20 protein-coding genes are annotated in these 19538 nt (G+C 73.5%); 16 read left to right on the top strand and 4 right to left on the bottom strand.

Going from position 1 to position 19538, the window contains the following annotated elements; genetic code table 11:
* Positions 1-195: 195 nt before the first annotated feature.
* From ACFWTC_RS31075 to ACFWTC_RS31025, 11 genes are all read left to right on the top strand, one after another.
* Complete coding sequence (locus tag ACFWTC_RS31075) at positions 196-2169, top strand: tetratricopeptide repeat protein (RefSeq protein ID WP_383927206.1); 1974 nt, start codon at positions 196-198, stop codon at positions 2167-2169.
* 152 nt (positions 2170-2321) lie between these two features.
* A complete protein-coding gene (gene ald, locus ACFWTC_RS31070; RefSeq protein WP_384074863.1) occupies positions 2322-3437 on the top strand; it encodes an alanine dehydrogenase in 1116 nt (371 codons plus the stop codon).
* Positions 3438-3763: 326 nt separating this feature from the next.
* Positions 3764-4924 carry an AAA family ATPase gene (locus ACFWTC_RS31065; protein WP_383927200.1) on the top strand — a complete coding sequence of 387 codons (1161 nt, stop codon included), beginning with the start codon at positions 3764-3766 and terminating at the stop codon, positions 4922-4924.
* The gene (locus ACFWTC_RS31060; RefSeq protein ID WP_383927197.1) at positions 4909-5418 is read left to right on the top strand and encodes a hypothetical protein; all 510 of its coding nucleotides are present in this window, start codon (positions 4909-4911) and stop codon (positions 5416-5418) included. The genes ACFWTC_RS31065 and ACFWTC_RS31060 overlap by 16 nt, the downstream gene beginning before the upstream one ends.
* A 60-nt stretch (positions 5419-5478) precedes the next feature.
* On the top strand, positions 5479-6624 hold the full coding sequence (locus ACFWTC_RS31055) for a segregation and condensation protein A (protein WP_384029354.1): 1146 nt from the start codon (positions 5479-5481) through the stop codon (positions 6622-6624).
* Entirely contained in the window at positions 6621-7265 is a 645-nt protein-coding gene (gene scpB, locus ACFWTC_RS31050) for an SMC-Scp complex subunit ScpB (protein WP_383927191.1), read from the top strand. Before ACFWTC_RS31055 ends, scpB begins: the two co-directional genes overlap by 4 nt.
* 27 nt (positions 7266-7292) lie before the next feature.
* Entirely contained in the window at positions 7293-8693 is a 1401-nt protein-coding gene (locus tag ACFWTC_RS31045) for a pseudouridine synthase (protein WP_383927188.1), read from the top strand.
* A 127-nt stretch (positions 8694-8820) separates the two neighbouring features.
* Positions 8821-9429, top strand: a complete 609-nt coding sequence (gene pnuC, locus ACFWTC_RS31040) for a nicotinamide riboside transporter PnuC (protein WP_383927186.1) — start codon at positions 8821-8823, stop codon at positions 9427-9429.
* Complete coding sequence (locus ACFWTC_RS31035) at positions 9426-10505, top strand: AAA family ATPase (protein ID WP_383927183.1); 1080 nt, start codon at positions 9426-9428, stop codon at positions 10503-10505. The genes pnuC and ACFWTC_RS31035 overlap by 4 nt, the downstream gene beginning before the upstream one ends.
* Positions 10502-11245 carry an NUDIX domain-containing protein gene (locus ACFWTC_RS31030; protein WP_383927180.1) on the top strand — a complete coding sequence of 248 codons (744 nt, stop codon included), beginning with the start codon at positions 10502-10504 and terminating at the stop codon, positions 11243-11245. Before ACFWTC_RS31035 ends, ACFWTC_RS31030 begins: the two co-directional genes overlap by 4 nt.
* Positions 11242-12261, top strand: a complete 1020-nt coding sequence (locus tag ACFWTC_RS31025; protein ID WP_383927177.1) for an ADP-ribosylglycohydrolase family protein — start codon at positions 11242-11244, stop codon at positions 12259-12261. The genes ACFWTC_RS31030 and ACFWTC_RS31025 overlap by 4 nt, the downstream gene beginning before the upstream one ends.
* A gap of 39 nt (positions 12262-12300) precedes the next feature.
* Here ACFWTC_RS31025 and ACFWTC_RS31020 read toward each other — a convergent pair whose 3' ends face one another.
* The 3 genes from ACFWTC_RS31020 to ACFWTC_RS31010 form a co-directional block, all read right to left on the bottom strand.
* Positions 12301-13014, bottom strand: a complete 714-nt coding sequence (locus ACFWTC_RS31020) for a DNA polymerase beta superfamily protein (protein WP_384029352.1) — start codon at positions 13012-13014, stop codon at positions 12301-12303.
* 28 nt (positions 13015-13042) lie between these two features.
* Positions 13043-13504 carry a Rieske (2Fe-2S) protein gene (locus tag ACFWTC_RS31015; protein WP_383927171.1) on the bottom strand — a complete coding sequence of 154 codons (462 nt, stop codon included), beginning with the start codon at positions 13502-13504 and terminating at the stop codon, positions 13043-13045.
* Positions 13505-13586: 82 nt separating this feature from the next.
* Positions 13587-13928 (bottom strand): DUF952 domain-containing protein, encoded by a 342-nt coding sequence (locus tag ACFWTC_RS31010; protein WP_383927168.1) that lies wholly within the window; start codon positions 13926-13928, stop codon positions 13587-13589.
* A 161-nt stretch (positions 13929-14089) separates the two neighbouring features.
* Here ACFWTC_RS31010 and ACFWTC_RS31005 point away from each other — a divergent pair, with 161 nt between their 5' ends.
* From ACFWTC_RS31005 to der, 5 genes are all read left to right on the top strand, one after another.
* A complete protein-coding gene (locus ACFWTC_RS31005; protein ID WP_384029350.1) occupies positions 14090-14557 on the top strand; it encodes a YidB family protein in 468 nt (155 codons plus the stop codon).
* A gap of 136 nt (positions 14558-14693) precedes the next feature.
* Complete coding sequence (locus ACFWTC_RS31000; protein WP_383927163.1) at positions 14694-15782, top strand: prephenate dehydrogenase; 1089 nt, start codon at positions 14694-14696, stop codon at positions 15780-15782.
* A gap of 253 nt (positions 15783-16035) precedes the next feature.
* Positions 16036-16770 carry a (d)CMP kinase gene (gene cmk / locus ACFWTC_RS30995; RefSeq protein ID WP_383927161.1) on the top strand — a complete coding sequence of 245 codons (735 nt, stop codon included), beginning with the start codon at positions 16036-16038 and terminating at the stop codon, positions 16768-16770.
* Positions 16771-16822: 52 nt separating this feature from the next.
* The gene (locus ACFWTC_RS30990; protein WP_383927215.1) at positions 16823-17410 is read left to right on the top strand and encodes a lysophospholipid acyltransferase family protein; all 588 of its coding nucleotides are present in this window, start codon (positions 16823-16825) and stop codon (positions 17408-17410) included.
* Between the two features lie 75 nt (positions 17411-17485).
* Positions 17486-18943, top strand: coding sequence for a ribosome biogenesis GTPase Der (der, locus tag ACFWTC_RS30985; RefSeq protein ID WP_383927158.1), 1458 nt, complete (start codon positions 17486-17488; stop codon positions 18941-18943).
* 35 nt (positions 18944-18978) lie between these two features.
* Here the strand turns inward: der and ACFWTC_RS30980 are convergent, their stop codons facing one another.
* Complete coding sequence (locus ACFWTC_RS30980) at positions 18979-19341, bottom strand: hypothetical protein (protein WP_383927155.1); 363 nt, start codon at positions 19339-19341, stop codon at positions 18979-18981.
* Positions 19342-19538: the final 197 nt, after the last annotated feature.

Below are 19538 nucleotides of genomic sequence, written 5' to 3'. Positions count from 1 at the left end.
CGACCGCCCGCGCGCCGCCGGCCGGGCGCCCGGCCGGCGGCGCGCGGGCGGTCGGGGAGGCCCGCAGGCCCGGTACGGCCCAGTGATGTGACCATCCGCTGATCCGATTGGGGGATTTGTCCGCCGCGCTCCACCCGTCTCGTCGCTCTGCGTGAACTACGCTCGCAATCCGAAGGCAGCGAGAGGAGCGGATCCGTGACGGATTTCGTCGGGCGGCGGCGTGAGCTCAAGGAGCTGCGCGAGGACATCGCACGGACCGGGCTCGACACCCTCTCCGGCCGGAAGGCCAAGGCCCCCCGGGCGCGGGTGCTGCTCATCGCCGGGCGGCCCGGCTCGGGGCGTACGGCCCTCGCCGAGGCCTTCGTGCGCGAGATCGCCGAGCAGTACCCCGACGGGGTCCTCCGCACCCGGCTGACCTTGCCGGGAGGCGAGACGGTACCCACCGAGCGCGCCGTCAGGGACCTCCTGGAGGGGCTGGGGCACGTCGCCCCGGCCGGAGCCGGCGAGGACGACCTGAGCTCCGCCCTGCGGACCGCGCTCGCCGGGCGCCGGGCGATCGTCCTGGTCGACGACGCGGCCGACCCCAACCAGGTCGACGCCCTGCTGCCGGACACCCCGGAGTGCCTGGTCGTGGTCACCGCCGAAGGCCCCCTCACGGGCATCCCCGACGTGCGGCCCTGCACCCTCGGCGGACTCGACACCCCCTCCGCCGTAAGCATGCTCACCCACCGCATCGGCGACATCCGGGTCACCGTCGACCCCCGCGCGGCCGAGGCCCTCGCCGAGGAGTGCGGCGCCCAGCCCGCCGCGCTGCGCCTCGTCGGCGGCTGGCTCGCCGCCCACCCCAAGGCCTCCGTCGTCGACGTGGCCAAGCAGCTGCACGACATGCCGTCCAGCACCGGCGGCCCGCTCGCCCGCGGCTTCCGGCTCGTCTACGAGTCCCTGCCGCAGCCCGCCCAGCGGACCCTGCGGCTGCTGCCGCTCGCCCCCGCCGGGGTCGTCGACTCGCACACCGCCTCCGCCCTCGCCGGGTGCTCGGTGGCCGCAGCCCAGTCCACCCTGGACGACTTCGCCGGACTGGGCCTCCTGCACTCCTCCCGCGACGGGCTGTTCCTGGTGCCCGGCTGCCTCGCCCCGTTGCTCCAGGCCCTGCTGGAGGCCAAGGAGCGCCCCGCCGAGGTCCAGCTGGCCCGGGCCCGGATGCTGGAGCGCACCGTACGGCTGCTGCACTCCTGCCGCGCCATGGCCGAGACGGACGAGGACGGGCCCGTCGGCGGACCGGAGAAGCTGGACGGCCTGCCGCGCGCCCTGCGCTTCCCCGACCGGCGGGCCGCCGCGACCTGGCTGGACACCCGGCTGCCCGCCCTGTCGGCGGCCGCCACGGTGGCCGTGGCCGACGGCGGGCTCGACACGCTGGCCCGCCGGCTGGTCGCCGGGCTCGTACGGGCCCTCGCGGACCACCGGGGCACCGCCGTGGCCGCCCCCGAGCTGTACGGGCTGCACCGGCTGGTCCTGGACGTCGCCGAGCGCCGCGACCTGCACCGCGAGCAGGCCGCCGCCCTGCTGAACCTGGCCGACCTGGACGCCGAGACCGGGCGGACCCAAAAGGCCCTGGAGCGCTACCGGGCCGCACTGGCCGCCGGAAAGGCGGCGAACGACCCGTACGCGACCGGCCGCGCGATGGAATCCGTAGGCGGCGCGTACCAGGAGCTCACGGACTGGCACCGGGCCGCCGACTGGTTCGGCCGGGCCCTGTCCCAGGCGCTCGCCCGCGGGGAGCGTGCGGACGAGGCACGGCTCTACGGGCGGCTCGGGAACGTCCACACCTACGCGGGCCGCTACGGGGACGCGCTGCGCAGCTGGCGGGCCGCCGCCGCGGGCTACCGGAAGCTGGCCGATGTCCCCGGCCAGGCAAAGGCGTTGAGCGAGATGGCGCGGGTGCAGGAGTACGCGGGGCGGCCCGAGGAATCGCTGCACACCTGCCGGGAGGCGGTGGAGCTGGCGCGCCGCGTCGGGGACCAACGGCTTCAGGCCGCCCTCCAGGTCCGGCTGGCCGACACGCTGGACCGCCTCGGCGACCCCGCGGCTGCCAGGCTGCACCGGTCCGCGGCGGACAGATTGCTGGGAGATGACCCCGCAGCCTGCGAAATCCGCAGTGCTTCCGACTAAGATTATTCGTTTGCAAGGCTAGACAGCGACTCATCCTTCATTAGACTGGCTCCACCACGTCATCCTGTGGTGCATCCCGTTGCGCGTTCTTGTGGGCGGGTATGTATGGAAGTGACCCGAAAAATCCCCTGAGCCAAGGACCGTGATCGACGATGAAGGTCGGCATCCCCCGCGAGGTCAAGAACAACGAGTTCCGGGTCGCCATCACGCCCGCCGGCGTGCATGAGCTGGTCCGGGGCGGCCACCAGGTCTTCGTCGAGCAGAACGCCGGTGCGGGTTCCTCGATCACGGACGCCGAGTACGTCGCGGCCAGCGCCGAGATCCTCGGCACCGCCGACGAGGTCTGGGCCACCGCCGACCTGCTGCTGAAGGTCAAGGAGCCCATCGCCGAGGAGTACCACCGCCTCCGCAAGGACCAGACCCTCTTCACGTACCTGCACCTGGCGGCCTCCCGCGAGTGCACGGACGCCCTGCTGGAGTCCGGCACCACCGCCATCGCGTACGAGACGGTCGAGCTCGCCAACCGCGCGCTCCCGCTGCTCGCCCCGATGTCCGAGGTCGCGGGCCGTCTGGCCCCCCAGGTCGGCGCCTACCACCTGATGCGCTCGGCCGGCGGCCGCGGCGTCCTCCCCGGCGGCGTCCCCGGCACCTCGGCCGGCGAGGCCGTGGTCATCGGCGGCGGCGTCTCCGGCTGGAACGCGGCGCAGATCGCCATCGGCATGGGCTTCCACGTGACCCTGCTGGACCGCGACATCAACAAGCTCCGCGAGGCCGACAAGATCTTCGGCACGAAGATCCAGACGATCGTCTCCAACGCCTACGAGCTCGAGAAGGCCGTCCTCGCGGCCGACCTCGTCATCGGCGCGGTGCTGATTCCGGGTGCGAAGGCCCCGAAGCTGGTCACCAACGAGCTGGTCTCCCGGATGAAGCCCGGAAGTGTCCTTGTCGACATCGCGATCGACCAGGGCGGCTGCTTCGAGGACTCCCGTCCGACCACCCACGCCGAGCCGACCTTCCAGGTCCACAACTCGGTCTTCTACTGCGTAGCCAACATGCCGGGCGCGGTTCCGAACACCTCCACCTACGCGCTGACGAACGCCACGCTGCCCTACATCGTGCAGCTCGCGAACCTCGGCTGGGTGGAGGCGCTCCGCCGTGACCCGGCGCTCGGCCTGGGCCTCAACACCCATGACGGCCAGGTCGTTTACGGTCCGGTCGCCGACGCGCACGGTCTCCCGACCCTTGAGCTGAACACGCTGCTCGGCTGACGCGTCAACGACTGACGTCAATCTCACGTATCCGGCCGGACCTTGCTCGCGAGGTCCGGCCGGAGGCGTTCGCGGGGTGCCCGGCGACCTCGCTCAACTCGCCTCGAACGTAACCCTTTCGCCCTTTCGCACACCCGCGAAACTTCGCGGCGACAGCTCGGACGCCCTTGACAGAGACGTGTTCGGTTGCCGACACATCGTGCCGCGTCCGACGGATTGTGTTGCCGCTGGGCGGTGACACGCCATAGAGTCGCCAACCGTCGGCATGGTGCAACGCTGACCTATCGATAAGTGTCCTGGTCACGTCCGAGGAGGTAAGACGACTTGTGAATGAGTCGACATTTGCTCCTGGGGGTGGTCGCGCAGGGACGCCGGAGCGGGGCCCAGGCCCCGCCGGGCCCGAGGCTGTCGGCTCCGTCGCAGTCCGCACCTTCGCAAACCACCAGCACATGCAGACGCCCCGAAAGAGCATGGACGGCCTAGACGTGAACTCCAGGGCCGGCGACCCGAGCGGCGACAAGCCCGTGGGTTTCGCCGACTACGAAAACGTGCCCGAAGGGCACTTCTACGACCCCGACGCGGAGTACGAACCGGACCCCGAGTACGCGGCCACCCTCGCCCCCGACGCTGCCCGCCAGCGCCGTGAGCGGATCGGCCCGACCGGACGCCCGCTGCCGTACTTCCCGATCCCGGGTCCGCTGACCGACCACGGTCCGGCGAAGATCATCGCGATGTGCAACCAGAAGGGCGGCGTGGGCAAGACCACGTCGACCATCAACCTGGGTGCCGCGCTCGCCGAGTACGGGCGCCGTGTGCTGCTCGTCGACTTCGACCCGCAGGGCGCGCTGTCCGTGGGCCTCGGCGTGAACCCGATGGAACTCGACCTGACGGTCTACAACCTGCTCATGGAGCGGGGCATGTCGGCCGACGAGGTGCTGCTGAAGACGGCGGTCCCCAACATGGACCTGCTGCCGAGCAACATCGACCTGTCGGCCGCCGAAGTGCAGCTCGTCAGCGAGGTCGCGCGCGAGTCGACCCTCCAGCGGGCCCTGAAGCCCCTGATGGCCGACTACGACTACATCGTGATCGACTGCCAGCCCTCGCTCGGCCTGCTGACCGTGAACGCCCTGACGGCGGCTCACAAGGTCATCGTCCCGCTGGAGTGCGAGTTCTTCGCGCTGCGCGGCGTGGCGCTGCTGACCGAGACCATCGAGAAGGTGCAGGAGCGGCTCAACCCCGAGCTGGAGCTCGACGGCATCCTCGCGACGATGTACGACTCCCGCACGGTGCACAGCCGCGAGGTCCTGGCGCGCGTCGTCGAGGCCTTCGACGACCACGTCTACCACACGGTCATCGGCCGCACGGTGCGCTTCCCGGAGACCACGGTCGCCGGTGAGCCGATCACCACGTACGCCTCCAACTCCGTCGGCGCCGCCGCCTACCGCCAGCTCGCCAGGGAGGTGCTCGCCCGGTGTCACGCCGAGTGAGTCTGCCCGGAGCCGACGAACTGTTCCGCACGACCGGGGGGATGGCCCTCCAGTCGTCCTCGCCGCGGCGGGGAGCCGAGGAGGCGCCCGGAACGGAGCACGCGGCGGCTTCGGCGGAGGGCACGGCGGGTGAGGGGCGCAGCCGGGAGGCGGCGGCCGGAACCGACCCCGTGGTGGGGGCACCCAGGCGGCCGCAGGAAGGTTCTGTCAGCTCCGCGAACGGACCGGCCCAGCCGGGCGGCCGCGGCAAGGGGCAGGGCCGGGGCGCGAACCGGCGCCCCAGCGGGCGCGAGCGGCACGACGAGAAGATCACGGTCTACGTCTCCGCCGAAGAGCTCATGGACCTGGAACACGCGCGGCTGGTGCTGCGCGGCGAGCACGGGCTTGCGGTCGACCGTGGCCGTATCGTCCGTGAGGCGGTGGCCGTCGTCCTCGCGGATCTCGAGTCCCGCGGGGACGCGAGCATCCTCGTACGGCGGCTGCGCGGGCGCTGACCCGGTCCTCTCGGGCGCGCCCCGTCCGCACCCCGCCCCTCCGCACCAGCCTGGACCGCGATGCACCTCCCCGCCGAACCCGGCCCGCCGACCCGCCGCCCCCTGGGGCGCGGTCCCGGAGCGGGGCCACCCGCGGGGGACCTGGCGGCCGAAGCGGTCCGGGAGCCCGGCTCCCTCGCGGGGGAGCCCGACGCCGAAGCCGTACGGGGAACCGCCGCCGAGCCGGGAGCCGTACGGGAAACCGCCGCCGAGCCGCCCGCCACACGCGGCGGGGCTCCGGAAGCCCCCGAGGCGCCGGCTGAGGCCCCCGGACAGGCCCCGGGCGCGCCGGGGGCCGTGGGGGCCGCAGAGGCCGCCCCAGCGCCCCCTGAGGGCCGTACGGGACCCGGCGGCGGGTCCGCGGCGCCGGGCGACGGCAGGTTCACCCTGCGGCTGGCGAACTTCGAGGGCCCCTTCGACCTGCTGCTCCAGCTGATCTCCCGGCACAAGCTGGACGTCACCGAGGTGGCGCTGTCCCGGGTCACCGACGAGTTCATGGTCCACATCCGGGCCATGGGCCCCGACTGGGACCTCGACCAGACCACCGAGTTCCTCGTGGTCGCCGCCACCCTGCTCGACCTGAAGGCCGCCCGGCTGCTGCCGGCCGCCGAGGTCGAGGACGAGGGCGACCTCGCCCTGCTGGAGGCCCGCGACCTGCTCTTCGCGCGCCTGCTCCAGTACCGGGCGTACAAGCGGATCGCGGAGATCTTCGAGGCGCGGGCGGAGGCCGAGGGCCGGCGCTACCCGCGCACCGTGGGCCTGGAGCCGCACCACGCCGAACTGCTGCCCGAGGTGGTCATCGGCATCGGCGCGGAGGGCTTCGCCCGCATCGCCGCCCGCGCCATGCAGCCCAGGGCGGAGCCCCAGGTGTACGTGGACCACATCCACGCGCCGCTGGTCAGCGTGCGCGAGCAGGCCGGGCTCGTGGTGCGGATGCTGAAGGCGCGCGGCGAGGCCACCTTCCAGGAGCTCACCGAGGACGCCGGGGACACCCTGACAGTCGTCGCGCGGTTCCTGGCCCTCCTGGAGCTCTACCGGGAGAAGGCCGTGGTCCTGGACCAGGAGGAGGCCCTGGACACCCTGACCGTGCGCTGGAGCGGCGGGGACGGCGACGGCATGCCGACGGTGACCGACGAGTTCGACCGGATCGTGGAGGCGAAGGATTGAGCAGCAGCGACGCGGGGGCGCAGGCCCCGGCGGGCGGAACGGGTGCGGTGACGGCCCTGGAGCTGAAGCCCGCCCTGGAGGCCGTCCTGATGGTGGTGGACGAGCCGGCCACGGAGGCGCACCTCGCCAAGGTGCTGGAGCGCACCCCGAGGGAGGTGGCGCTCGCCCTGCGCGAGCTCGCCGACGAGTACACGGCGGCCCGCCGGGGTTTCGAGCTCCGGCTCGTCGCCGGGGGGTGGCGCTTCTACACCCGCGCGCAGTACGCGCCGGCCGTGGAGGCCTTCGTCCTGGACGGTCAGCAGGTCCGGCTCACCCAGGCGGCCCTGGAGACGCTGGCGGTCGTCGCGTACCGGCAGCCGGTCAGCCGGTCGAGGGTCTCCGCGGTCCGCGGAGTCAACTGCGACGGGGTCATGCGGACCCTCCTCCAGCGGGGTCTGGTGGCCGAGGCGGGGACGGAACCCGAAACAGGTGCGATCCTGTACAGGACGACGAACCACTTTTTGGAGCGGATGGGCCTACGCGGCCTGGACGAGCTCCCGGAACTCGCGCCCTTCCTCCCCGAGGCGGACGCGATCGAAGCCGAGACGCAGGAAGGTGTGCCGTCGTTCGATCTGGAGGCACCGTACGCCCCAGAAATGTGAAGACGACGACAAGACGACGGAACTTTGATGCGAAGCAGCGGCAACGGCAACGGTGGCGGCAACAGGAACAGCGGCAGCAGCGGCGGCGGGCGTGGTAGCGCCCGCGGCAGCGGCTCCGGCGGTGGTGGCTACCGCGGCGGCGGCTCCGGCGGCGGCAGCGGCTCCGGCGGCGGCGGCTACCGCGGGGGCTCCAGCGGCGGCGGCTCCGGCTCCGGCGGCGGCTACCGCGGGGGCTCCGGCTCCACGGGCTCCGGCTCCGGCGGCTACCGGGGCGGTTCCTCCGGTTCCTCCGGCTCCGGCGGCGGTTACCGCGGCGCGGGCGGCTCCCAGGACCGCGACCGCGACCAGGCCCCCCAGCGCCCCCGCAACCCGCGCCCCGAGGAACGCCGCTACGACGTGGGCCCCGAGGGCGAGCGCAACGGCCGCGGCGGAGCGAAGGCCGGCGGCGGCGGTGCCCGCGGCGCGGCCGACGGTCCCCGCGGCGGCTCCGGTGCCCGCGGCGCCGCGGCGCGCGGTGGTGCCAAGGGCGGCCCCAAGACCTCCAAGACCCCCGGCATCGGCGGGGCCGGCGGCCCGCGCCGCGGCCCGGGCAGCCGCAGCGGCCAGTCCCGTCCGCGCGAGCTGGACGCGCGGATCGAGGAGCGCGTGCGCGACCGGTACGCCGACAAGCCGGTCATCAAGACCCCGAAGACCTTCCCGGGCGCCGAGGAGGAGGGTGAGCGCCTGCAGAAGGTGCTCGCCCGTGCCGGCATGGGTTCGCGCCGTGCCTGCGAGGAGCTGATCGAGCAGTCCCGCGTCGAGGTCAACGGCGAGATCGTGCTGGAGCAGGGCAAGCGCGTCCTGCCGAAGGACGAGATCAAGGTGGACGGCCTGACCGTCGCCACCCAGTCGTACCTGTTCTTCGCGCTGAACAAGCCGGCCGGCGTCGTCTCCACCATGGAGGACCCGGACGGCCGCCAGTGCCTCGGCGACTACGTCACCAACCGTGAGACGCGGCTGTTCCACGTCGGCCGGCTCGACACCGAGACCGAGGGCATCATCCTGCTCACCAACCACGGTGAGCTGGCCCACCGCCTCACGCACCCGAAGTACGGCGTGAAGAAGACGTACGTCGCCGCCATCACCGGCCCGCTGCCGCGCGAGATCGGCAAGCGCCTGAAGGACGGCATCGAGCTGGAGGACGGGTACGCCCGCGCCGACCACTTCCGCGTCGTCGACCAGGTCGGCAAGAACTACCTGGTCGAGGTCACCCTGCACGAGGGCCGCAAGCACATCGTGCGCCGGATGATGGCGGAGGCCGGCTTCCCGGTCGAGAAGCTCGTGCGCACCTCCTTCGGCCCGATCGAGCTGGGCGACCAGAAGTCCGGCTGGCTGCGCCGCCTGACCAACACCGAGGTCGGCATGCTGATGCGCGAGGTCGGTCTGTAAGGACCGCCCGCCCCCACCGGCTCACGGAGAAGCCCGCAGCGCCCCACGGCGCCGCGGGCTTTTCCCTTGTCCCGGCCCCCTCCGGTCCTTTATAGTCAGGCTGACTATTAAAGGGAGGGGGCCCGGAATGAACTGGACCTTGAGCTGGACCGAGGTGCTCGGCTTCGCCACCGGCGCCCTGTGCGTGTGGCTGGTCGCCCGGCAGCACGTCGCCAACTGGCCGATCGGCATCGCCAACAACATCTTCTTCATCGCGCTCTTCACACAGGCCGGCCTGTACGCCGACGCCGGACTGCAGATCGTCTTCATCGCCCTCGCCGCGTACGGCTGGTGGTCCTGGACCCACGGGGGTGGACCGGGAACCGAGGGGGCCCTGCCGGTGCGCCGCACCACGCGCACCGAATGGGTCTGGCTGGCCGCGGCGGGGGCGGTGGTGGTGCTCGGCCTGACCCTGCTGCTCTCACGGGCCACCGACTCGACCGTCCCCTTCTGGGACGCGGCCACGACCGGGCTCTCGCTGGCCGCCACCTACGGCCAGTGCCGCAAGCTCGTCGAGTCCTGGTGGCTGTGGATCGCCGCCGACCTGGTCTACATCCCCCTGTACGCGTACAAGGAGCTGTACCTGACCGCCCTCCTGTACGTCGGCTTCCTCGCCCTGTGCGTGGCCGGCCTGATCGGCTGGCGGCGGTCGCTGCCCGCGCCGGCCGCCCGTACGGCCCTGGGGGCGAGGGCGTGAGGCGCTTCGGGCACGGGCTGGTGCTCGGCAAGTTCTACCCGCCGCACGCCGGCCACCACCACCTGGTGCGCACCGCCCAGGACCGCTGCGAGCGGCTGACCGTACTGGTCTGCGCGGCCTCCGTGGAGTCGGTGCCGCTGGCCGACCGCGTCGCCTGGATGCGCGAGGCGCACCCGGGGGCGGAGGTGGTCGGCGCGGTGGACGACATCCCCGTCGACCTGAACGACCCGGCGGTCTGGGAGGCCCACATGGCCGTGTTCCGCGGCGCGGTGGCCGGTCCGGTGGACGCCGTCTTCACCTCGGAGGGCTACGGGGCCGAACTCGCCCGCCGGTTCGGCGCCGAGGAGGTCTGCGTGGACCCCGGCCGGACACTGTTCCCGGTGTCGGGGACGGCCGTACGGGCCGACCCTGCGGCCTGCTGGGACTTCCTGGGGCCCGCCGTACGGGCCTCACTGGCCCGCAGGGTCGTCGTACTCGGCGCCGAGTCCACCGGGACGACGACGCTGTCCCGGGCCCTGGCCGCGCACTACCGGCGGCGCGGCGGGGTCTGGGCGGGCACCGGCTGGGTCGCCGAGTACGGCCGCCGGTACAGCGAGGAGAAGCTCGCCGCCGTGCGCGCGGCGGACCCGGACGCCTCCTGGACGGACGTCTCCTTCGCCTCGGAGGAGTTCCCGGTGATCGCCCGGCGCCAGGACGCGGAGGAGGAGCGGGCCGCCCGGCGGGGCTCCCCGGTCCTGATCTGCGACACCGACTCCTTCGCGACCGGCATCTGGCACGAGCGCTACCTGGGCGGACGCAACGAGGAGGTCGAGAAGACCGCCGCGCTGACCCGCCGGGACCTCTACCTGCTGACCGACCACGCGGACGTCCCCTTCGAGGACGACGGACTGCGCGACGGGCCGCACCTCAGACCGTGGATGACCGGCCGGTTCCGCGAGGAGCTCGAAGCCACCGGGAGGCGGTTCCTCGTCGTGCGCGGAGACCGGGAGGAGCGGCTGGCGACGGCCGTGGCCGCGGTGGACGGACTGCTCGCCGAGGGCTGGCACCTCGCCGACCCGCTGCCGGAGGCACGATGAGCGGGGGAGCGCCGGCGGGCTACGACCCGTACGCCTTCGAGCCGTTCGCGGTGACCGTCGACCTGGCGGTGTTCACCGTACGGGGCGGGCGGCTGCACGTGCTGTTGATCCGGCGCGGGCAGGAGCCGTACGCGGGCGCCTGGGCGCTGCCCGGCGGCTTCGTCCTGCCGCGCGAGTCCGCCGAGACGGCCGCCCGCCGGGAACTGGCCGAGGAGACCGGCCTGCCGGAGGCGGTGGTCGCGGCCCTGCACCTCGAACAGCTGCGCACGTACAGCGAACCGGACCGGGACCCCCGGATGCGGGTGGTCTCGGTCGCCTTCACGGCACTGGTCCCGGACCTGCCGGAGCCGGCGGCCGGCGGCGGCGGAGACGCGGCCCACGCCCGCTGGGCGCCGGTGGGGGAGGCCGCCGGACTCGCCTTCGACCACGCGGTGATCCTGGCGGACGCGCGGGAACGGGTCGGCGCGAAGCTGGAGTACACCTGCCTGGCCACCGCCTTCTGCCCGCCCGAGTTCACCCTCGGCGAGCTCCAGGCCGTCTACGAGACCGTCTGGGACGCCACCGTCGACCGCCCGAACTTCCGCCGCAAGGTGCTGGCCACCCCCGGCTTCGTGGAGGCCGTGCCCGGCGCCGCCCGGCTCACCGGCGGCCGCGGCAAGCCCGCCGCGCTCTACCGGCCGGGACCGGCCACCACCCTGCACCCGCCCCTGCTCCGCCCCTCGGAAGGACACCCCCGATGACGACGACCACGAAACGAGCGGCGACGGGCGCCCTCATGGGCCTCGCGCTGGGCGACGCCCTGGGCTTCCCCACCGAGTTCAACGACGTCCCGTCGATCCTCGCGAAGACCGGCCCGTGGCGCGAGATGAAGCTGCCCCGCCCGGCGATCGTCACCGACGACACCCAGATGACCCTCGCCCTGGCCCGCGGCATACGGACGGCCGCCGAACGCGGCCGCGTCGGCCCGCTGCGCCTGGCCCGGCCGGTCCGGGAGGAGTTCGTCGACTGGTACCACTCCCCGGAGAACAACCGGGCCCCCGGCCGGACCTGCCTGACGGCCTGCCGGCTGCTCGACCACCCCGACCGGGACTGGCGCGACGCCAGCCAGCTCGGCTCCAAGGGCTGCGGCGCGAACATGCGGGTCGCGCCGGTCGGGCTGGTGCCCGGCTGGACCGAGGAGGAGCGGGCCGGCGCGGCCCAGCTCCAGTCGGCCCTGACCCACGGACACCCGACGGCGCTGGCCGCCTCCGACCTGACGGCGCGGACGGTGTACCTCCTGGCCCGGGGCACCGAGGTGACCGGGCTGGTCGGGCAGCTGCGCTCGTACGCCCTGGAGAACCGCACCCGCTACCACGAGCGCTGGCTCGGCGACCTCTGGACGCGGACGTCCTGCGACGCCTCCGCGACGTCCTTCATCGCCCGGGGCTGGGACGAGTGCCTGGGCGTCCTGGACCGCGTGGCGGCGGCCCTGCGCACCCCCTCCCCGGAGACCGACCCCTGCCTGACGACGGGCGACGGCTGGATCGCCGAGGAGGCCTTCGCCACGGCCCTGCAGTGCTTCCTGCTCTTCCCGGAGGAGCCGCTCACGGCCCTGCGCCGCGCGGCCTGCACCGCGGGCGACTCCGACTCCATCGCCTGCCTGGCCGGCGCCTTCGCGGGCGCCCACCTCGGCGCGGACGCCTGGCCGCACGCGTGGGAGGGCCGCATCGAGTACCGCGACGAACTCCTGTCCTTCGGCACCCTCTGGGACGCGTGACCCGGCGGGACGCGTGACCCGGTGACGTGACGGGCCCCGTCAGGGGCGGGGGAAGGCCCCGGCGGGTTCGTGGCGGGTGGCCGAGGCGCGGCGGGTGCGGAGGAGGAAGTCCTCGACGCGGGCCTGGTCCGGCGCCTCGGGGAGGGACGTCCCGGCCAGGGCGGCCGCGGTCTGCTCGACGAGGCGGGCCATCCAGGCGTCGGTCTCGTCCCAGGTGAGCTCCCCGCGGCGGACCGCCAGGAGGCGGTCGCGCTGCGGGCCCGCGTCGATGGTCAGGCGTCCCGTGCGCAGCAGGTCCCGGCAGGACAGCAGCAGGCGCAGCAGGTGCATGGCGTGCTTCCAGCGCGGTGCCCCGTGGACGCGGACGTCGGCGAGGAGCTTGCCGCGCTGGGACGCGGCGTACCGGCTGAAGCTGGTGTGGGCCCGGCGGGAGAGGAAGGCCCCGCGGAGGGAAAGGAGTTCCTCGCCCACCGGGGTGACCTCCTCCACCAGGGGGGAGTGCAGGCACTCCAGGATGTTCGGGTTGGCGCGCAGGGCGAGCGCGCAGAAGCGCTCCAGCTCCCAGGAGAACTCCTCGTCCCGGGGGCCCTCCACGTGCGTGGGGGGCTTGTCGAAGCGCCAGAACAGCGGCGTCGGGGCGAGGTAGACACCGCGCAGGTCGGTGTCGCTCGCCTCCGTCGCCAGTCCGAACGCCCGGGAGCCCATCACGCAGCGGTAGACCGTGTGGTCCCGCACCAGCGTCAGATCGTCCATCCGGGGAGCCTAGGCAGGAGGCCTGCCGCTAGGCGAGCGAGATACTGCCGTCCGCCGCCACGCTGATCTTCTTCTCGGGCAGCGGGCGGGTGGCCGGACCCTTGGTGACCGCGCCGTCCGTGTCCTTGAACTTGCTGTCGTGGCAGGGGCAGACGATGGTGCCGTCCGCCACTTTGTTCACGAGGCAGCCCGAGTGGGTGCAGACCGCCGAGAAGCAGCGGTACTCGCCAGCCGTCGGCTGGGTGATCACCAGCTTCTCGTCCTTCAGTACCGTGCCGCCGCCGACCGGTACGTCCGCCGTCTTGGCGATCGCGTTCGCGGCGCCCGCGGCGGGCGCGGACGACGCCGCGGAGGGCGTGGTCGCGCTGCCGGGGTCGCTGGCCGGCTTCGGCTCCGACTCGCCGCCGCAGGCGGCGAGCGCGCCGCCCGCCAGGGTGGCCGCGCCTGCCGCCAGGACGGTGCGCCGGGCGGTACGCGTGGGGTAGCTCATGACTGTCTCCTCGCTCTGTGGCCGGATGGCGTGCAGCATCCTGGCCTGTGGCGGGCCCCGGGGCGGAGTCCGCCGCGCCTTTTCAGGTACCCGGCTGCCATGGGGCCAGTGAGGCAGGGCTGCCGGGAGTGCGTACGACCTCCCACACGTGGATCACGGCCTCCCGGTTCAACGGGCCGTAAACGTGCGGGTAGCGGCCCCCGGAATCACCCTCCCGGCGGACGTCCGCCGTCAGGGCTGCTTCGTCGAGTTCCACCGCGAGCAGGGTCCCCCGTACCTCCCGGTAGTGCGCGTCGGCGATCGCCAGCGCGGTCGGGCGGTCCGCCGAACAGTGCACGAATCCCTCGGTGGCGAGCGAGGGCGGGGCGTACGGGAGGCCGGGCGAGGCCGCCCAGTCGGCGAGCGGGACGAGGTGGAAGATCATGCCTGACGTTCTACCGGAGCAGGAGGGGCGGCGGGATCCGGAGCCGGACCGCGGGCGTACGCCAAGTGGCAGCACTGTCCTGTACGGGTGACATTGTCCGTGTCTCGAAGCCGGGTACGCCGCTGTCCGCGCGGCCCGGTCCCTCTCCGAAAGGCACGACCATGGCGGGTAACGACCTCGGCTCCCTTCTCGGCGGCCTCCTCGGCGGCGGCAGCGGCCAGGGCGGCGGCGGTGGCACCAGTAACGGTGGCGGCAACATCCTCGGTTCGCTCTTCGGCGCCCTCGGCGGCGGCGCGGGCGGCGGGGGAGGCGCGGTCGGCGCCCGGGCGGCCGGCGGCGGCAGCAACCCGCTGGGCGGCCTGATGGACATGCTGACCAAGTCGGGGCTGGCCGACCAGGCCCAGTCCTGGGTCGGCACCGGCGAGAACAAGGCGGTCAGCGGCGCGCAGATCGCCGAGGCGCTGCCCGACGAAACCCTCCAGAAGGTCGCCGAGCAGGCGGGCGTCACCCCCGAGAAGGCCGCCGACGAGATCGCCAGGACGCTGCCCCGGGCCGTCGACAAGCTGACGCCCGACGGACAGGTGCCCTCGGGCTCGCTGGAGGACGTCATCCGGCAGCAGAAGCTCTGACCGGCGCGCACACCGCCGTCCGCGAGGGCCCGGCCGCCGTCCCGGGGGACGGGCCGCCGGGCCCTCGTGCCGCGCGCGGTGGCTACGCTGGCCGGGCAGTGCCCCCGCCGTGCCGTACGCAACCCTGGAGCGCCCCGTGAGAACCGCCGTCGTCATCGGAACCGGACTGATCGGCACCTCGGCGGCGCTCGCCCTGTCCGCCCGCGGGATCACCGTCCACCTGGTCGACCACGATCCGGCCCAGGCCCGTACCGCGGCCGCCCTCGGCGCCGGTACCGACGAGGCCCTGGAGGGCCAGGTCGACCTCGCCGTCGTCGCCGTGCCGCCGGCCCACGTCGCCGCGACCCTGGCGGACGTGATCGGACGCGGGGTGGCCCGGGCGTACGTGGACGTTGCCAGCGTCAAGGGCGGGCCGCGCCGGGAGCTGGCCGAGCTGGGCGTGGACGTCACCGCGTACATCGGCACCCACCCGATGGCCGGCAAGGAGCGCTCCGGCCCCCTCGCCGCGACGGCCGACCTCTTCGAGGGGCGGCCGTGGGTGCTGACCCCGACCCGGGACACCGCCCACGAGGTGCTCAACCTCGCGCTGGAACTGGTGGCGCTGTGCCGGGCCGTGCCGGTCGTGATGGACGCGGACGCGCACGACCGGGCGGTGGCCCTGGTCTCGCACACCCCGCAGCTGGTGTCGAGCATGGTCGCGGCCCGCCTGGAGGAGGCCGACGAGACGGCGGTCCGGCTCTGCGGCCAGGGGATCCGGGACGTGACGCGGATCGCCGCCTCCGATCCCCGGATGTGGCTGGAGATCCTCTCCGCGAACCCCGGACCGGTCGCCGACGTCCTCTCCGGGATCGCCGCCGACCTCGCGGAGACCGTGGAGGCTTTGCGGGGCCTGCAGTCGGCCGACGAGGAGAAGCGGCGCGGCGGGGCGGCGGGCATCGAGGACGTGCTGCGGCGCGGGAACGCCGGCCGGGTGCGGGTGCCGGGCAAGCACGGCGCGGCGCCGACGGTGTACGAGACCGTGGCCGTCCTCATCAGCGACCAGCCGGGCGAGCTGGCCCGCATCTTCGCCGACGCGGGACGGGCGGGGGTCAACATCGAGGACGTCCGCATCGAGCACGCGACGGGCCAGCAGGCCGGCATCGTCCAGCTGATGGTGGAGCCGCGGGCGGTGGCCGGACTGACGGCCGAGCTGCGGGAACGCGGCTGGGCCCTGCGGCAGCAGTAGGCGGCCCGGACGGTCCCGGACGGTCCCGGCCGGGCTCCGGCCGGGGAGGTCGGCTCCGGCCGTGGAGGTCCGGTGCGGTCCGGTCCGGTGCGGTTCCCGGGCCCCGTACCGCCGGGCTCCGGCCGCCCGGAACGGGCGCCCGCAGGGTCGGGATCCACCGGGCGGGGACGGGGGGCGCCGGGGCCCGGTAACCTGGGGAGGGGCGCTTTTGGCGCGCCCGCACAGCACCAGCAACCAGGAAGGTGCCCGCACCGTGGAAACCGTAGCTCCGTCCGCCGTGATCGTCGCCATCGACGGTCCCTCCGGCACGGGCAAGTCCAGCACCTCCAAGGCCGTGGCCGCCAAGCTCGGGCTGCGCTACCTGGACACGGGCGCCCAGTACCGGGCCATCACCTGGTGGATGATCACCAACGGCGTCGACACCGACGACCCGCAGGCCATCGCGGTCGCCGCGGGCAAGCCGGCCATCGTCTCGGGCACCGACCCGCACGCCCCCACGATCACCGTGGACGGCGTGGACGCCTCCGGACCCATCCGCACCAAGGAGGTCACCTCCAAGGTCAGCGCCGTCAGCGCCGTCCCCGAGGTGCGCACCCTGATCACCGCGCTCCAGCGCTCCATCGCCGCCGCGGAGGCCGACGGGATCGTCGTCGAGGGCCGGGACATCGGCACCACCGTCCTGCCCGACGCCGACCTCAAGATCTTCCTGACGGCCTCCGCCGAGGCGCGCGCCGCGCGCCGCAGCGGCGAGCTCCGCGGCAAGGAGGCCGCCGACCTGGCGGCCACCCGGGAGGCGCTGGTCAAGCGCGACGCGGCCGACTCCGGCCGCAAGACCTCCCCCCTGGCGAAGGCCGACGACGCCGTCGAGGTCGACACCACCGAACTCACGCTCGACCAGGTCATCGAGTGCGTCGTCACGCTGGTGGCGGAGCGGCAGAGCCCGCGGACCGCCGGAAGCACCCGGAACGGGCGGTCCGCAAGTGAGTGAAGCGCCCTCCCTGAAGGGTGCGGCGGTCGGCAGGCGCATCGGCATCGGGCTCATGTACGGGCTGTGGAAGCCGCGCGTCCTGGGGGCCTGGAAGGTGCCCGTCTCGGGCCCCGTCATCCTCGCGGTTAACCACTCCCACAACATCGACGGCCCGATGGTGATGGGCACCGCGCCGCGGCCGCTGCACTTCCTGATCAAGAAGGAGGCCTACGTCGGCCCCCTCGGCCCCTTCCTCAACGGGATCGGGCAGGTCAGGGTCGACCGCAGCGGAGCCGACCGGACCGCGATAGGGCGCGCCCTCGGCGTGCTCGACCAGGGCGGAGCGCTGGGGATCTTCCCCGAGGGCTCCCGGGGCGAGGGCGACTTCGCCTCGCTCCGTGCGGGACTCGCGTACTTCGCGGTCCGCAGCGGCGCTCCCGTCGTGCCGGTGGCCGTCCTCGGCAGCGGCGACACCCCGGGACGCCTCGTCAAGGGGCTCCCGGCACTCAAGAGCCGGGTCGACGTCGTCTTCGGCTCGGCCTTCGACGCGGGGGACGGCAGTGGCCGCCGGACCCGTAGCGCGCTGGACGAGGCCACCGTACGCATCCAGGACCGGCTGACCGCCCACCTGGCCGATGCCAAGCGCCTCACCGGGCGCTGAGCGAGACTTGACCTAGTAGTGGAACCGCGCTGCGCGGGTGCCACCGATCACCACGAACGACGAGGAACGGACTTCATGAACGACCAGCACGACCAAGGAGCACTTGGCGACGCCGAGTACGCGGAGTTCATGGAGCTCGCCGCGGAAGAGGGCTTCGACATCGAGGACGTCGAAGGCGCGCTCGGAGAGGCCGCTTCCGGCCCCCTGCCCGTCCTCGCCGTCGTGGGCCGGCCGAACGTCGGCAAGTCGACCCTGGTGAACCGGATCATCGGCCGCCGCGAGGCGGTCGTCGAGGACAAGCCGGGCGTCACCCGCGACCGCGTCACGTACGAGGCGGAATGGGCCGGCCGCCGCTTCAAGGTCGTCGACACCGGCGGCTGGGAGCAGGACGTCCTCGGCATCGACGCCTCGGTCGCCGCCCAGGCCGAGTACGCCATCGAGGCCTGCGACGCCGTCGTCTTCGTCGTCGACGCCAAGGTCGGCGCCACCGACACCGACGAGGCCGTCGTCCGGCTGCTGCGCAAGGCGGGCAAGCCCGTCGTGCTGTGCGCCAACAAGGTCGACGGCCAGAGCGGCGAGTCCGACGCGGCCTCCCTGTGGTCGCTGGGCCTCGGCCTGCCGCACCCGGTCTCCTCGCTGCACGGCCGCGGTACGGGCGACATGCTCGACGCCGTCCTCGAGGCCCTGCCGGAAGCGCCCGCGCAGACCTTCGGCACCCCGGTCGGCGGCCCGCGCCGCATCGCGCTGATCGGCCGCCCGAACGTCGGCAAGTCCTCGCTGCTCAACAAGGTCGCGAAGGAGGACCGTGTCGTCGTCAACGAGCTGGCCGGCACCACCCGCGACCCGGTCGACGAGCTGATCCAGCTCGGCGGCGTCACCTGGAAGTTCATCGACACGGCGGGCATCCGCAAGAAGGTGCACCTCCAGCAGGGCGCCGACTACTACGCCTCCCTGCGCACGGCCGCCGCCGTCGAGAAGGCGGAGGTCGCGGTCATCCTGATCGACTCGACCGAGAACATCAGCGTCCAGGACCAGCGCATCATCACCATGGCCGTCGAGGCGGGCCGCGCGATCGTGATCGCCTACAACAAGTGGGACGAGCTCGACGAGGAGCGCCGCTACTACCTCGAGCGCGAGATCGAGACCGAGATGCAGCAGGTCGCCTGGGCGCCCCGGGTGAACGTCTCGGCGCTCACCGGCCGCCACATGGAGAAGCTGGTCCCGGCGATCGAGACCGCCCTCGCGGGCTGGGAGACGCGCGTCCCGACGGGGCGCCTGAACGCGTTCCTCGGCGAGGTCGTCGCCGCCCACCCGCACCCCGTCCGCGGCGGCAAGCAGCCCCGCATCCTGTTCGGTACGCAGGCGGGCAGCAAGCCCCCGCGGTTCGTCCTCTTCGCCTCCGGCTTCCTGGAGCACGGCTACCGGCGCTTCGTCGAGCGCCGTCTGCGCGAGGAGTTCGGCTTCGAGGGCACCCCGATCCACATCTCGGTGCGGGTGCGCGAGAAGCGCGGCGCCCAGCACAAGAAGAAGTAGGAGCGCGGGAGCAGCAGCGCGGTGTGGCGCCGGGGTCAGTAGCCCCGGCGCGGAGCGGGCGGCAGGGCCGCCGGGATGTGCGTCATTCCGGTCTGGTGCTGCCGCCCGTTCGTGTAGGCGGGGCTGCCGGCGTACGAGTACGCGGGCTGCGGCTGGGGGGCCGACGGAGGCTGCCAGCCGTCGGTCTGCTGCCAGGAGGGGCCGCTCCACCCGCTGCCGTACGCACTGCCGCCCGTGTACCCGCCGCCGTACGAGAACGCCGTGAAGCCGAGGTCCTCCTCGCCCGTGCGGTCGCCCGGAAGGGCCCGGAAGGACCGCAGGTACTCGGAGTACAGCGCGTCGTAGATCGGGGTGTGCGAGGCGGCCGTAACGCTGTCCCGGTCCCATACGGGGCGCATCGGGGAGACGGTGCTCGGATAGGACGGGGCGCGGGAGGAGTCGTATGAATGCACGTATCAGCCAACGAAACCGACGCCCTGCGGATGCGGGGTGAGGGGCGCGAAAACGCAGATCGCCGGGGGTGCGCGGGACGGACCGCGCACCCCCGGCGCACGCCGCCCGGCCCCCTCGGCGGGAGACCGGCGGCCGTTCCGGC

The sequence above is a fragment of the Streptomyces sp. NPDC058619 genome, from assembly GCF_042717785.1.
Classification (GTDB): domain Bacteria; phylum Actinomycetota; class Actinomycetes; order Streptomycetales; family Streptomycetaceae; genus Streptomyces.
This window is presented reverse-complemented; position numbering and strand designations above follow the sequence as displayed.